Source organism: Planctomyces sp. SH-PL14 (assembly GCF_001610835.1).
Classification (GTDB): domain Bacteria; phylum Planctomycetota; class Planctomycetia; order Planctomycetales; family Planctomycetaceae; genus Planctomyces_A.
In genome coordinates, this window is sequence record NZ_CP011270.1 from 3,670,859 (window position 1) to 3,685,835 (window position 14,977).

Genomic DNA, 14,977 nt, shown 5'->3' on the forward strand with positions numbered 1-14,977 from the left:
GTGATCCCGAGTGGAAGAGACGGCTTCGCAGAGCGACTACGAAGCGGGCTTCGTTTTCGGCGCCTTGATGAACTTGAGAAGAAGCGGATGCGCCGGGCGGGCCATTTCCCCGTGATTGAAGCCGTCGAGCTCATAGAGGACGGTTCCGGTGTGGCCGACTTCCTTCATCATCCGCCACAGGTAGGCGTTTTCCTCGTACCGTCCGCGGAGTTCCAGCTCGCGGTCGCCGGTGATCAGGAGAATCGGCGGGGCGTCCTTCCGCACATGGAACAGGGGGGCCATGTCGTCGATCACCGGCTGGAGCTCGCCGATGCTCCGCTCCTTGCGGACCGTGAAGTGGGTGATCGTCTGGCTGCTGTAGGGGACGAGACCGGCGATCCGGTTGGCGTCGATGTCGTGCGTGGCGAGCCACTTCTTATCGAGCCCCAGCAAAAGCGTCAGGTACGCCCCGGCCGAGTGTCCCGCGACGTAGATCCGGTCCGGCGATCCGCCGTAGCGCTCGATGTTGCGAAAAGTCCACGCGACCGCCGCGGCGGCGTCCTCGACGTACTCAGGCGACTTCGCCTTCGGAGCGAGCCGGTACCCCGCGGCCGCGATCGCCAGTCCCTGCCCGGTCAGCTCGGCGGGAATGCTCCGTTCCCCACCGGTCAGGCCGCCCCCGTGGAACCAGACCACTGTCGGGAAGCCCTTCACACCTTCGGGGACCGAGAGATCGAGCAGGCACCGCTCCTTTGCGTACTCGGGAACGTCCGTTTCGTTCCGGTAGGGGATACCGACCTCAATGCGCGAAGCCGGCTTCCGCGGGGCGCTCTCCTGCGCCATCGCCGATGCCGCTATGGCGACGGCCCAGCTGCCGAGCAACAGGAAAGACACGGCACGTCGTACGAAGGAGCGGCGCATGGGGCGACTCTTCAGGAGAAGGAGGAACAGGAGGGCCTGGATCAGGCAAAGGAGAATGCGGCCCGGGAATGGAATCTGCATTTCATCTGGCGGTAGTCACCCAATACTCGCCAACCGGGGTCCAGGGGGTACCCCTGGTGGGGAGTGCAGAGGGGCCTGTGTTGTCTTCTTGGCCCTTTGCCCGCCGGAGGCCGTCTCGTCGGACAACGGCGGAAGGAGACCGTGTCCAAGCGCAGACACCGTGTCGTATGCCTTCTCACCAACTCGCAGGGATTGCAAAGCGAGCGGTGCGATGTGAGGGAGTCTTCAACGCCGGTACCCCAAAGGGGACATCCGTTGTGTACCACGGTTCCTCACAGGAGTGCCTCCGGCGGCAAAGGGGCGAGGCCCCCTTGACCCCGACTGCCGTGGCACAGTGGGTTTGAGCTATGGGAGTCGTGCCGGCAAGGACGCGGCCCTCCTCGACCGACCACCATCCAGCGATGCCCGCAAGCATCCGACGGGCAGACGATCAAGAGGTCATTATGATTCGCAAACTCAGATCCGGAAAGTATCGGCTGTACTCACGGAAGGTGAATCCTTCGACAGGCAAGCGCCGGAACCTCGGAACGTTCGACACCCGCGAAGCGGCGGAGAAGCACGAGCGCGAGGTCCAGTACTTCAAGCGGCATTGAGCGACAGTCGGGCGTGCCTCGCTCACAGCGGCCCTACATGTTCGTCTTCGCGTCCGCCGTGTCGCCCAGCACCGAGTTGAGCGCGGCGTGCAGTTCCGCGTCGTGGGTGTGGTCCTGGGTGTAGATGCGGAAAATCAGGAAGCTGACCGGCAGGGCCCGGAACAGCTCGTCGTCGTGGAGCTCCTGCGGGGTCGACATGCCCGGTTCGTAGAGGAAGTTCTGTCCGCCGGCGGGGCGGCGGCCGCTGGGGCGGTGGTAGTGGCGGGCGACGTCGATTTTGAGCGGGATGTCGCGGTCGCCGATCGGGAGCCGCTTGCGGACCCGGCTCAGGACGAGGTCCGGCTCGGAGAAGATCGACATCCGCTCGGCGTTGGCGGTGTGGAAGTTCATCGTCCGTTCGACCGCCATCTTCCACGTCACCTCGCGGCAGAGGATCGCCTGCCACCGCTTGCCGAGGTCGTTCAGCGCCGGGTCGGTCGAATCCTGCCAACGCTGGACGTCGACCAGCAGGGAGGACTCCGTCAGGCCGCGGTAGCCGCGGAGGTTCTCGAGCGGGCTGCCGCGGAAGAGGTGCGGCATGGTGGCCGGGAAGATCTCTTCCAGAGCCAGATCGAGGGCCCGGACCGTGCGGTGGAAGTAGACGGTGCGGAAGAGGTTGGCCCGGGTCTCGATGAAGTGGATCAGCGTCGGCAGGCCGCGGTTGTGGATTGTCAGGCCCTGCTCGGTGAAGAAGGAGTAGTGCAGGAGCCGCGAGAGGTCGAAGGCCTTGGTGTTGAAGCCGGTCATGTACGCGTCGCGGAGGACGAAGTCCATGTTGTCGACGGTGTAGATGCCGCTGAAGAGGGAGCGGAGTTTCCGCAACCAGTCGGGGTGGCCTTCGCGGTCGTCCGCTTTGGGGCGGCGGATGAGCCAGGCGACCTGGCGGGGGTCGAGTTCTTCGAGCGGCAGGAGTTTCCCGTTGGGGTTGCGGCGGATCCCGCGGATCAGCTCTCCCAGATCCTTCTCGATGATCGCCCCGCCGATGTCCTCGTGAGTGATGCCGTACTGGTCGAGGTACTGGTCGTCGAAGAAGTGGCCGAAGGGGCCGTGGCCGACGTCATGGAGCAGGCCGGAGATGCGGCAGAGGCTTTCGACGTAGGCGCGGGAGGGGACGCTGGCGCAGGAGTCTTTGAGGGAGTCGTACCACTGTTCGATGACCCGCGAGGCGAGGTGCATCACGCCGAGGATGTGCTGGAACCGCATGTGTTCCGCGGAGGGGAAGACCCACCAGGCGGTCTGGAGCTGGTGGATCTGGCGCATGCGCTGGACCCAGGGGTGGTCGATGAGTTCCTGTTCGGAGATTTCGCCTTTGGGCAGACCGGTGCGGGAGATGAAGGGGATGTAGCCGTGGATCGGATCGTGGGCGAGGCTCTCCGTGGCGTAGTCGCGGGACATGACATCCATTCCGTGAAGCGGGGGGTTTGGGAGACCCTAAAGTCAAATCGTGTCAGGTTCGGTAGCCTCACTCAACCCAGCCGGGTCCAGGGGCACCCTGGTGGGGGATGCAAGGGGGCAACGCCTCCTTGCCCGCCGGAGGCCTGGCCGTCGAGAGATGTCTGAAGGAATGAGCATCCAGACGCGGACGTTGTGTCGGATGCCCCCTCACCAACCCGCGGGGATTGCAGAGCGAGCGGTGTGATGTGAGGGAGTGCTCAATGCTGGTTCCACAAAGCGGACATCCGTTGCTTACCACGGTTCCTCATAGAAGCGCCTCCGGCGGCAAGGGGTGCCCCCCTTGACCCCGGCTGCCGTCGCACGTTGGGTTTGAGCCATCATCACTGTGCCGGCAAGGGCGGCTTCGCTGTTCAATGGCTGGTCGCGCTCTCTAACTTGCCCCCACCAGCGCTCTTCCCTCCGCGGTCCAACGATCCTTCGAGGTCCCCATGTCGGGTCTGGTGTCGAGACGCACATTCCTGGGCCACTGCCACCGAGCGGCAGCCCTCGCAGCCTTCACCCCGTCATCACTCGTTTACGGACAGGAACCGGCCAACGGCTTCCCCTGGAAAGCCGGCATCGCCCGCTCCGTCATCACCCCCGAGAAAGCGGTCTGGCTCGCCGGCTACGGCTCCAAACGATCCCCCGAAGGCAAACTCCACGACCTCTGGATGAAAGCCCTCGCCCTCGAAGACACCGCCGGCCAGCGGGCCGTCCTCATCACCAGCGACTTCCAGGGCGTCCCACGAAGCATGAGCGACCTCGTCTTCGCCGAAGCTGAAAAGCGCTTCGGCCTCAAGCGAGACCAGATCCTCTTCACCTTCTCGCACAACCACTGCGGCCCCCGCCTGGGGGATGACCTCATCGACTACTACCCGGTCGAAGCGGACCAGGAAGAACTAGTCCAGCAGTACACCGCCCGGATGGTGACCGAGACGGTCGAACTCATCGGCCGCGCGCTCGCCGCCCTCGCGCCCGCCCGCCTCCAGCAAGGCTCCGGCAAAGCCACGTTCGCCGTCAACCGCCGCAACAACCGCGAGGCCGACATCCCGCAGCTCCTCGCCGACGGAGCGGCTCTCAAAGGGCCGGTCGACCACACCGTCCCGGTCCTGACCGTCACCCGCCCGGACGGAACGCTCGCGGCCATCCTGTTCGGCTACGCCTGCCATCCCACAACGCTCAGCTTCCTCCAGTGGTGCGGCGACTACCCCGGCTTCGCGCAGCTCGAACTGGAGCAGAACCACCCCGGCGCGACGGCGATGTTCGTCAACACCTGCGGCGGCGACCAGAACCCGCTCCCGCGGCGGACGGTCGCCCTCTGCGAGAAGTACGGCCACCAGCTCGCGGTCGGTGTCGAAGAAGCCCTGAAACAACCGCTGACGCCCATCGCCGCCACGCTGCGAACCGCCTTCGAAATCGTCGATCTCCCCTACCTGATGGTCGTCTCCCGGGACGAGCTGACGGCGTACCGGCAGGACCGCAATGCCATCCGGGCCCGCTGGGCGGAGCGCCTTCTCAAAAAGCTCGACGCCGGCGACACCTTCGAAGCCGCCTATCCCTACCCGGTCCACGCCTGGAAACTCGGGGGCGAGATGCTCGTCATCGCGCAAGGGGCAGAGACCGTCGTCGACTACGCCCTGCGGTTCAAGCAGAAGTACGGCCCCGGAACCTGGGTCATGGGCTACACCGACGACATGATCTCCTACATCCCCTCGCGCCGGGTCTGGGACGAAGGGGGTTACGAAGGAGGATCGAACCTCTTCGAATACGGCCGCCCGGCCCTTCGCTGGGCGGGGGACATCGAAGAGCGGATCGCCGCGACGGTCGAGAAACTGGTCGCTCAGGTCCGCGCGAAACAGTAGGCCCGCCGGGCCGGACGGCACAAAAACTCGAACGGCGGTCGGCTCCCGGTGGTCGTGTCCGTCGGCTGAGCCGGACGCGATTCCCGATTGCCGCCGCCGTTGTCAGAACAGTCCGGCCGGGTTGATCACCCGGCCGGCTTCACTTAGGGCTGGCTGGTCCGGTTACCGGCTGTAGCTGAACCCGAATCCCTTGCCGTAGAACGACACGCCCTGCTGCGGGTACGTCTGATAGACCGGATAGCTGGGAGCGACGTAGACCGGCTGGACCGGGGCGATGTAGGCCGGCTGGTAGCCGTAGCCATAGCCGGCGCCGTAGGGCCGCGGGCGGGGACCGTGGTGATGATGGCAGTCGTCAAAGCCGCGGCCGTAGCCGCCGCCATATCCCCCACCGTAGCCACCGCCGTATCCGCCATAGAACCCGCCGGCCTTGGCTTCCGTGGCGCCGAACAGTCCGAGTCCCAGAACCGCCACCGTCGAGATCATGAACGCCTTCATGGTTAAACCCTTTCACTCAGGAAGAGGAGAATCCTGCGCTCGTGACGTCGGGCTCTTCCCCGGTGTCCAGTTCCGTCGCAGTCGAGGAAGGAACTAAGGAAGTCCCGTGCCAAGCCCGGGGAGCGGCGTTTTCGGCCGATTTTGCCCGCAGATTCTGCCGATTCGCCCCAATTCGACACTCATTCTGATCCGGTTGTCGTCAGGTTGATGATGGAAACGGGTCCCTCGCGGAATCGGGGGCGGGATTCGATGATCCGGGTTTGTCGGCCCAGCGTTGTGACGTCAGGAAACAGGCACAAGACACTCTGGAAGGGCTTCATCATGTCGACCGCGTCAGGGGCTCCGAGTACGAACTACAGGGACATGCCGGACGAGAAGCAGGGGCAGCTGGAGCTGTTTCTGGTGATCTTCTTCTCCGTGATCTTCCCGCCGATCCTGCTGTTCGGGTTCTTTGTGGTGAATCCGCGGGAGGAGATTGTCGTCCTCCGGTTCGGGAAGTTCGTGACGACGCTGAAGACGCAGGGGATCCGGTGGATTCATCCGGTGGGTCGGGCGCTGCATCGGATCTCGACGCGGGACACGACGCATGAGATTCCTAAGACGACCGTCGTTGAGAAGAACGGGAACCCGATCGAGATCAGTGCCGTGGTTCTCTACCGCGTGGAGGACACCTATCGGGCGGCGCTGCATGTCGATGACTACAAGCGGTTCGTTCACGACCAGGCGGGGGCGGTGATCAAGCGGGTGAGTGCGCTGTTTCCGTATGAGTCGGTGGATGAGACGGTGCCGTGTCTCAAGAAGGAGAGTCCGGCGGTGACGGCGGAGTTCATCCGGGAGCTGCAGGAGGCGGTGAATCCGGCGGGGATTCAGGTTCTGGGGGTGCGGATGAACGACCTGACGTATGCGCCGGAGATTGCCCAGGCGATGTTGATGCGGCAGCAGGCGATGGCGCTGATTGATGCCCGGAAGACGATTGTGGAGGGGGCGGTTCACATTGTTCGTGATGCGGTCAGTCAGCTGCAGGCGGAGGGGTTGGAGCTCTCGACGGAGTCGCGGGAGCAGCTGGTGTCGAATCTGTTGGTGGTGATTTGTGGTGGCGAGCGTCCGCAGCCGGTGGTTCAGGTGCAGTCGAGCAAGCGCCAGGGCTAACTCACCGGGTCCAGGGGAACCCTGGTGAGGGGATGCAAGGGGGTCAAACCCCCTTGCCCGCCGGAGGCCTGGCCGTCGAGAGATGCCTGAAGGAGATTGTGTCCAAGCGCGGACACTGTGCCGTATGCCCCCACATCAAGCCGCTGGGATTCCAGGGCGAGCGGTGAGTCCTCAACGCCGGTCGCCTAAAGGGGACATCCGTTGTTTGCCACGGTTCCGCGATGGAAGAGGCCTCCGGCGGCAAGGGGGCGTGGCCCCCTTGACCCCAGGCTGCCGTAGAACATTGGGTTTGAGCTATGGGCGTCGCGCCGGCAGGAACGGTGTTTGGGTGGAAGCGCAATTGCGGTTTGATTCGAGAACCTGCCTCGGACAAGCTCCCCAAAACCACTAGACTACACCCGGCGCCCTGAACCTTTGCGATGGAGCGAAGCCCGCAGCGCCGGAAGGAACAATCATGCGCGTCCTGTTGGCAAGCCCCCGCGGCTTCTGCGCCGGGGTCAACATGGCCATCGAATGCCTCGAAGAATGCATCCGCATCTTCGGAACCAACATCTACGTCTACCACGAGATCGTTCACAACAAATACGTCGTCGACCGCTTCTCCTCCCAGGGGGTCAAGTTCGTCAACGAAGTCGATGAAGTCCCCGAAGGGGCCGTCCTCCTCTACTCCGCCCACGGCGTCTCGCCCGTCGTCCGCCAGGCCGCCCGCGCCCGCAAGCTCCGGACCGTCGACGCCACCTGCCCCCTCGTCACCAAGGTCCACCTCGAAGCGATCAAGTACGCCGAGGAGGGCTACAACATCCTCCTCATCGGCCACGAGGGGCACGACGAAGTCATCGGGACCATGGGCGAAGCCCCCGAGAGCATCACCCTGGTCGAAAGCCCCGAGGACGTCGACCGCCTGGAGTTCGCCCCGGGCGCCAAGCTCGCATACCTGACCCAGACCACGCTCAGCGTCGAAGAAGCGAGCGCCGTCATCACCCGCCTGGAACAGCGGTTCCCGCAGATCGAGCACCCTCCCAAGGAAGACATCTGCTACGCGACGACGAACCGCCAGTTCGCCGTCCGCTCGCTCATTCCCGACTGCGACGTGCTGCTCGTCCTGGGAAGCCAGAACAGCTCGAACAGTCGCCGGCTGATGGAGATCGGCCAGTCGCTTGGTAAATCGGCCCATCTCATTGATGGACGGCACGAGCTTCGTCCGGAGTGGTTCGACGGCGCGGAGAGGGTGCTCGTCACCGCCGGCGCGAGTGCTCCGCAGGTCGTCGTCGAGGAGTGCCTGGACTACCTCCGGGAGACGTTCGGTGCCGACGTTGTGGAAGAGGTGACTCGCGAGGAGCACGTCAATTTTCCGCTCCCGCGGGAGCTCCGTCAGATGGCCCGCGTTCAGCTGCAGTAGTGAACCGCGTCTTTGCCGGCGCAGCTCCCATAGCTCAAACCCATCGTGCGACGGCAGCCTGGGGTCAAGGGGCCAAAAAACAACACAGGCCCCCTTGCCGCCGGAGGCACTTCCATGAGGAACCGTGGTACACAACGGGCGTCCGTTTTGTGGCACCCGCGCTGAGGACTCACCGCTCGCGCTGAAATCCCCGCGGGTTGGTGAGGGGGCATACGGCACGATGTCCGCGTTTGGACACGACCTCCTTCAGACATCTCTCGACGGCCAGGCCTCCGGCGGGCAAGGGGCATTCTGCCCCCTGCACTCCCTGACCAGGGTGCCCCTGGACCCGATGAGGGCCAATGATTCTGAGTTGCGCTGCTCTACCTTCCGCCTTAAGCCTGAACCCCTTCCGCCTCCCTACAGGCCCCCTTGCATCCCCTACCAGGGGTGCCCCCTGGCCCCCGGTTGGTTTGCCAGGACTCAGCCTTCCATCTCCGCATGCTGCATCTGCCACGCAGCAACCACATGCAATAACTTCACGAATCCCGTCGCGGCGATAATCGCCAACCCCAACGCACTCGGCGAAAAGGCCAGCCACCACAGCAGCCCCAGCCCGAACATCGCCACGAACGCGTGACCCGCCATCCAGTCCGCAGCCTCCACCCGCCGCTGCATCCGGTCCAGCCCCCGTAGCAAAAACAGCAGGGACAGCCCCGTAACAACCACCAGGGTGATCCGCGTCGGAAGCTGCGGCAGCGACCGGCCCAGCTCCACCGGCTCCGACAGCGGCTCATAGAACTCCACCGGAATTCTCGCGTCCGACGCAACCATCGTCGTCATCAGGTCCGCCGTCGGCACGCCTCGCGCCGTCGTCCCGGGAGCCGCGGCGTTCACGGGCAGCGTCTGCTGAATCGCCTTCCACTCCCCGCGCAACTCCTCGAGCCGCCGACGGTCGGCATCCGTCCCCGCGCCGCCCGACGCGATCGCCTGCTGCAAGCCGCTCTCGCACTGCCGGATCGCCTCCAGCCCCGGGTCATCCAGCGACCAGGCCCGGTTCCGCTGCTGCTTCACCGTCTCCAGCAGATTCGAAAGATGCCGCAGCCCCCCCACCACCGATGAGACGGACGCTGCGCCGCGATCGAGACGCAGCCGGTCCCGCGGCGGAATCACCGCCAGCAGAACATTCTCATGCCCCTGCGGCCGTGGCACCTCGATCCCCGCTGTTCCCCGTTCCGACGGGGCGGTCCAGGCCAGCTCGATCTCCTCCTGCGAATCGGAGGGGTCGATCCGCAACAGCAGCGGCCCTCCTCCCGCTCCCGCAGCCTTGAGGTCGTCCGCCGGACGGCTGGAGGACTTGCGGCGGATCCCCGTCACCTGCACCCCGTCCGGAACGGTGACTCGCAGCGTCGCCGGACGGTCCGCGACCGCGACGATCCGGGTGATGCCCTGCGTCTCCTCAGCCCGCGGCCAGACGATCGCTTCGACAAGAGGCGTGGCCGCCGTCCCCGTCTCCGCCAGGTCGACGCGATGCTCCAGCGTCCAGCTGTCGGCCCGCCCCAGGTACACGTCGACGTCGGACAGATTGACTCCCGCGCGCCACGCTTCGGGCAGGCTCGCTCGCCGGAATCCGGACGCGGTCGTCGCGGTCCCGGCGGCGGGGACGAACGGGAACGATCGGGGCGCCATCAGGTGGCGGCGAACGACGCGCGCGGAATCGAACGTCGGCTCCGGGATCACCAATTCGCCAGACGGGTCGACCGTGACCACTCCGCCAAAGAGCAGATCGGCCGAGGAGGCCGATTGCGGCGAGGAGACGAGATTCAGCGTGAAGGGGACCGCCCCATCCTCGGCCGGCGTCCCGAGCATGAGCGCCGGTCCGGCGACCGAACCGGCCAGCGCCGCCGGGATCGTTCCCGACAGGACCTGCAGCGGCCCCTCCTGGGACGTGACGCGGCAGTGAATCCCGACCGCGACCTCCGTGTCCGACACGGACGCCAGCCGGACCCACGTCTCCGCCTGCGCCGCGTCGGGACCGGGACGGAGCCGGAAGCGGGCCTCGGGCTGCGCCATCAGGTCCACCAGGACCTGCGAACGCGTCGAGTCGACCGCGGGAAGCGGGACCGACTCGTCCGGTCGATCGAAGTCGGTCTCCAGGATCCAGCTCGACTCGTTGCGGATCGTCAGCTCGCTGCCGCGGGTCTCCCCGTCGAGGATCCCGAGCATCGGGACCGGAGACCAGTTCAGCCGGTCTCCCGACCACGTTCCGTCCATCCGGATCTGCAGGGGATCGGCCGTCTGGCTGCGGACAAAGAGCGTCAGGCGGTCGCCGTTCCGCACGGACCGGACCAGCCGCTCCGCGCCGTCCTGCTCCGCCGACACCAGGTTCACCGTCAGACGCGGGTCGATCCGGAACACATGCGAGAGAAGCGGGGTGCGGGACGGCTGGAGCTCCACCTGCGCGGACCACCGGGTCTGCGAGCGGTCGATGACGAGCCCCTGGCGGACCTGGACGGAGCGCGGGATGCGCGAAGGCTGAGCCTGCAGGGCGATCGGGCCCGGCGCGTTCTGGTCGAAACAGAGCTGCGGAGTCGGCCAGACCAGCTCATCCGGCTGGTTCCGCACGAACTCGGTGACGGGGACCGGAACGAGCGTCCCGTCGGTCCGCGGGATCGGCTCCAGGACCACCGTCCCCCGGTTCGACAGGCCGATCCGATGCCGGGCGAACGAGTGCCCCGGGACCGTCACCAGGGCCGGCAGGGCCGGGCCCGGCTCGGTCGCGTCGAACGGGAGTCGATACATGATGTCGACGTGCGGGTGCTCGGCCCCTCCGGCGGCCCCCCCGCCGACCCCGCTCGCGGGCCTCAGGAGAACCTCGACCTTCTGCGTTCCGGCGGCCGCGCCGGACGTGACGCGATAGTGTTCCAGCAGCGGGCCCGTGACCGATTCGACGAGCGCGCCGGCCGGCACTTCGACCGTCTGCGCCCGCCCATCCGGCCCGAGGGCGAAGTCGACGCGGGCCTGGACCAGGAGCGACAGGTCGTCGATCTCGACGAAGGTCTGCGCCGTCGTCTCCCGGCTGCCAGGGACGGATGTCTCGAGCGGCCGGACCACGGACAGCCGGCCGCTGCTCCCCAGCGCCGCGGTCCAGACTCCGGACTCGGAGTGCCGGACGGGGCCGAGCGAGCGGATCGTCGCCGGACCGCGGTCGGACTCCAGCGACCGGGACCGGAAGGTGAAGTCGGTTGCCCCGGCGCTCGGCACCAGGACCTCCATCCGGGTCCGGTCGAGTCCCTCGGTCCGCGGCAGGAAGTCGATCTGCAGCCGGTGCCGCCGCGGCTCGGCGTCCGAGCCGTCGAACGCGGGACCGGAGGTGGCCGCGCGGGGAGCGGAGGAGGAGGGAGCCGGGAGCGAAATCAGGATCGACTTCCCGTCGGCGGCGGGAAGCATCTGCACCGTCCGGCCGTCCACCTGGCATCCGGAGGCGGCATCGAGGGTCACGTTCTCGAACGGCAGGCGGACGACCGCCGCGGCGGCGGGGTCCAGCACCCGGACCGCGATCTCCGCTTTCCCGGAGAGCCGCCCCTGATCGTCCGAAACCGAGTAGTGCGCGGACTCCACGACATACGCCGGCGAGGCGTCCCGCTTTCGCCAGGCATTCCAGGCGTCGTACAGGGGGGTGTCGAGATAGACCGTCTCGAGCGGCTGCCCATCCTCGGTCGGCAACAGGACCGTCCCGACGATCTGCGGCGGATCGGACGCCTGGTCCTGAGCCGTCAGGGCCGAATGCCCCACAAACAGCGCCACGGCCCCGGTGATGACCGTCGAGACCCGCCGCGGGTCTCGACGCGAGACGAGCTGCCGCGGCTTCCAGAACTGGTCGCGGACGACGATCCCGCGGGGGACCAGATGGATCAGCGTCAGCCCGGCGGCGATCGCCCCCATCGGGATCCCGTACAGCGGCGGGAGGAACCAGGCGAGCGGAACGAGAAGGCACATCGAGAAGTACCCCGCCTGCCGGACGACGTACCACCGCGCGCGGCGGGCAAAGGCCCCTGTCAGCAGACAGCCGAGGAACAGGGTCCAGGCCAGCGTCCGCACCCGAGGGACGGAATAGCTCTGGATCTGGACCCGCGGGGGGACCGATCGCAGGAGGTGCAGCAGATCGTCGGGCCCGGCGGCGGGATCGTCCGCCGGCTCGGGAAACACCAGGTTCCGCCAGTCTCCCCGGCGGAACGGATTGAACACCGGTTCCCCGGGCGACCGCTCCAGCGGACCGAGGATCTGACTCCAGCGGATCCCCAGCGGCGGCTGCGGCGTGCTCTGCTGGGGAAGGTCGGTCCCCAGGAGCGCCCGGGAACCATTCAGTTCGACGCGCCACAGCATCGGCCCGGAAAAGCCCGCCAGCTGCGGGAACGAAATTGACTCCGACGTCAGAAGCCATCCCTCGGAGGAGCGGGTCCGGTAGTCGAAGCGGATCCACCGGGAGCGCCGCTGCGGATCGCCGAAGACGAGGCGTCCTTCGCTGAACGCAAAGGCGACATCCCCGTGCTCATCCTGGATCGAGACGGGGCGGACGTCGGCGGGGAGCGTGAACTGCAGCTCCGCCAGACGGGTCTCGCCCGACAACCGATACTCGGCGGTATGCAGATGGTCCATCGCTCCAGGCGCGCCCAGAGTGGTGACGATCGAGGCGACGGAGACGTCCGGGCCGCCGGCGGCGGGGACCGCCGGATCGGTTGGACGCGGCGGGACGAACGGCGGGGCCGGAGACGCCGGGGGAGCGGCGGCGGGGAGCGGCTCGGAACCGGCGGGGACCGTCGGCACGAGCGTCAGGTTGAGGGGACCCCGCTGGCCGTCCGCCAGCAGAAAGACCGCCTTGTCGAACAGCATCTCCTTGGAGAACGTCCCCCCCAGCTGAAAGAACTCCGCCGGCAGGTCGCCCGTCACCCCTTTCCGCCACGGCGCATTGGCCGCCGGACGGACCTCGTACTGGGGCGGGGCCCAGACCGCCGCAAAGGCGGTCACCTCCCGCGCATCGTCCGGGACCAGGACCGGCAGCGACGCTTCCCGTCCCCCGAGCGGCTGTCCGCGAAGTTCCAGGACGATCCGCTTCGGAGCCTGCGGCGTCAGCCCGCGGCGGAACTCGATCGACAGGAACCCCTGGTTCCCCTTCCGTTCGAAATTCCATTGGGCCAGCGAAGAATCGGGAGCGTCGTCGACCGGGACCACCCGGACCACTTCCCAGGGCTCCGGAATCGGGATGTCGTTGAGTCGATAGGCCTCCCCCGCCTGCGACTCCAGGCTCCAGACGGTCCAGAGCGCGGGGCTGTCAGTCCGGAAGTCGGCCAGAGTCCAGAGCTCGGCCGCCAGGCGGACTTTTGGTTCGGAGACGGCGATCGAAAGCCGGGCATCGCGGGCGGTGGCATCGAAGACGTAGGTCTCGCGGTTGCCCTCCGTTGAGACATCCGCCTGCTCGAGGCCCACCGTCGCCAGCGACTGAAGCTCGAGCGGGCGGTCGACGTGCAGCGTCAGCCGCCGCCGCAGGGCCCGGGCGGCGGGATAGGAGACGTCCTGAAGCAGGACCGACTTCCCGGCGGGCCAGCGGACGGTCTGGGCTCCCCGGAACCGGAGCGTGGTCCGCGCGTCGCGGGGCCAGTCGTTCACTTCGACCATCAGGCGGTCGACCTTCTCGCCCCGTTCGCGGCGGAAGGCGAGGGGCGTCTCACCGTAGGTCACGGAGCTGATCTGGAGGTCCCGCGGGACGGCGAACTCCAGCCGCGGTCCCGGGATCCGGCCCAGGATCGAGAGGTCGGTCGTCGTCTCGGTGCCGGTGCGGGTCACGGTCAGGACGGTGGCGGACTCCCAGGCGGAATTCGACGGATCCGTCTCTTCGCCGGCTGACCGCTTCAACGTCAGCTTCGCCCGCGGCCGATGCCCCAGGTCGAGGACCCACGTGCGCTCGGCCGCCCCCGTCGACGCTCCCTCCGGGCGGACCGGGTGATCGGACTCGACGCTCCAGAGGGACGGCAGCTTGAGGCGGAGGGTGGAGGCGAGCGCCGGAAGCCCCACGAGATCGCATTCGAGGGAGTCGAACACCATCCGTCCGCGGAGCGACCACTGTCCCGTGAGCGGCGCGGAGCGGGAGGGGGCAAAGACAACGAGCCGGTCGTCGGAGGCGACGCCCCACGTCGCCGGAATCGGGGCAGGGGATCCCCATTGGAGCCCGGCCAGCGCAACCCCCGTTCCCGTCAGGTCGAGCAGGTTCGTCCCCGTGGCCCCGGTACCGGGCAAGTCCCCCTCCGGGACGAGGACCTTCGCCTCGAAGGTTCCGACCAGCGCGTCCTGGACCAGGGAGGCTTCATAGGTGATCGATTCGATGAGCGGAACCGGGTTGGGGGCCGCATCGGCGGGCCGCTTCAGGCTCCGGCGGAAAGCCTCAAAGCTCGCCCGCGGAACCGGATGCCAGGGTCCCGCCGGCCACAGGCCGGGCTGGGAGGCCGGAACCTCGATCTCCTGAACCACCGGGCGGCTTTCCTGGGCCACTACAGTCGAGGCGATCAGCCCGCTTGCGAAGAGAACGCAAACCAGCCGGACGACGAATCGCAAGATGACACACGATCGAACCGGTGGAAGACGCTGCGGCCTTGACCGGATCGCGAAGCGCGAGATCGGACGGCCAGTCATCGCCAACGTCATAAAGAATCGCCTGAACTGTCGGTGATGCTGAATTCTCTGAACTCTCCTGAACAAAGGGAAGGGGCGACAACGCCATTCCAACAGAAACAACCCTGGCGAGCCCTGGCTGCCGTCGGATGAATCACCGAGCCCCAAGCTTGCGCGAGGGTGTCGAATCGAAAGGCCGTATCCCCCTCCTTCAGAACACCGCGTCCGCACCGCCATTCCAGCTCAGCCGGCATCGCCGCCCCAGACGGCATACCCAACGAGGAGCTCCGGTCAGCCATGACACGGAGGGCGATGGGAGTTCCCGGCCTCCCTGCAACCAGGAACGTCCGGCAGCTTCGTCCGTGCAAGACCGCCCCATG

Annotated in this window: 8 protein-coding genes; 4 read left to right on the plus strand and 4 right to left on the minus strand. The window is 67.0% G+C overall.

Translation table 11 applies throughout. The features are described 5' to 3' along the window. Positions 1 to 36 precede the first annotated feature (36 nt). A complete protein-coding gene (locus VT03_RS14235; protein WP_197489367.1) occupies positions 37 to 822 on the minus strand; it encodes an alpha/beta hydrolase in 786 nt (261 codons plus the stop codon). A gap of 602 nt (positions 823 to 1,424) precedes the next feature. Between VT03_RS14235 and VT03_RS33480 the strand changes: the two genes are divergently transcribed. Next, positions 1,425 to 1,574 carry a hypothetical protein gene (locus VT03_RS33480; RefSeq protein ID WP_156514489.1) on the plus strand — a complete coding sequence of 50 codons (150 nt, stop codon included), beginning with the start codon at positions 1,425 to 1,427 and terminating at the stop codon, positions 1,572 to 1,574. A 33-nt stretch (positions 1,575 to 1,607) separates the two neighbouring features. On the opposite strand, the gene VT03_RS14240 is transcribed toward VT03_RS33480, so the two are convergent. Next, positions 1,608 to 3,008, minus strand: a complete 1,401-nt coding sequence (locus tag VT03_RS14240) for an HD domain-containing protein (RefSeq protein WP_075093588.1) — start codon at positions 3,006 to 3,008, stop codon at positions 1,608 to 1,610. 488 nt (positions 3,009 to 3,496) lie between these two features. On the opposite strand from VT03_RS14240, the gene VT03_RS14245 reads away from it, so the two are divergent. Next, complete coding sequence (locus VT03_RS14245) at positions 3,497 to 4,909, plus strand: neutral/alkaline non-lysosomal ceramidase N-terminal domain-containing protein (RefSeq protein WP_075093589.1); 1,413 nt, start codon at positions 3,497 to 3,499, stop codon at positions 4,907 to 4,909. 162 nt (positions 4,910 to 5,071) lie between these two features. Here the strand turns inward: VT03_RS14245 and VT03_RS14250 are convergent, their stop codons facing one another. Beyond that, the gene (locus VT03_RS14250; RefSeq protein WP_075093590.1) at positions 5,072 to 5,404 is read right to left on the minus strand and encodes a hypothetical protein; all 333 of its coding nucleotides are present in this window, start codon (positions 5,402 to 5,404) and stop codon (positions 5,072 to 5,074) included. A 321-nt stretch (positions 5,405 to 5,725) separates the two neighbouring features. On the opposite strand from VT03_RS14250, the gene VT03_RS14255 reads away from it, so the two are divergent. After that, positions 5,726 to 6,553, plus strand: coding sequence for an SPFH domain-containing protein (locus VT03_RS14255; RefSeq protein WP_197489325.1), 828 nt, complete (start codon positions 5,726 to 5,728; stop codon positions 6,551 to 6,553). A 454-nt stretch (positions 6,554 to 7,007) separates the two neighbouring features. After that, positions 7,008 to 7,952, plus strand: coding sequence for a 4-hydroxy-3-methylbut-2-enyl diphosphate reductase (ispH, locus tag VT03_RS14260; RefSeq protein ID WP_075093592.1), 945 nt, complete (start codon positions 7,008 to 7,010; stop codon positions 7,950 to 7,952). Positions 7,953 to 8,414: 462 nt separating this feature from the next. Here ispH and VT03_RS14265 read toward each other — a convergent pair whose 3' ends face one another. Next, positions 8,415 to 14,540 (minus strand): hypothetical protein, encoded by a 6,126-nt coding sequence (locus tag VT03_RS14265; RefSeq protein WP_156514490.1) that lies wholly within the window; start codon positions 14,538 to 14,540, stop codon positions 8,415 to 8,417. Positions 14,541 to 14,977 lie beyond the last annotated feature (437 nt).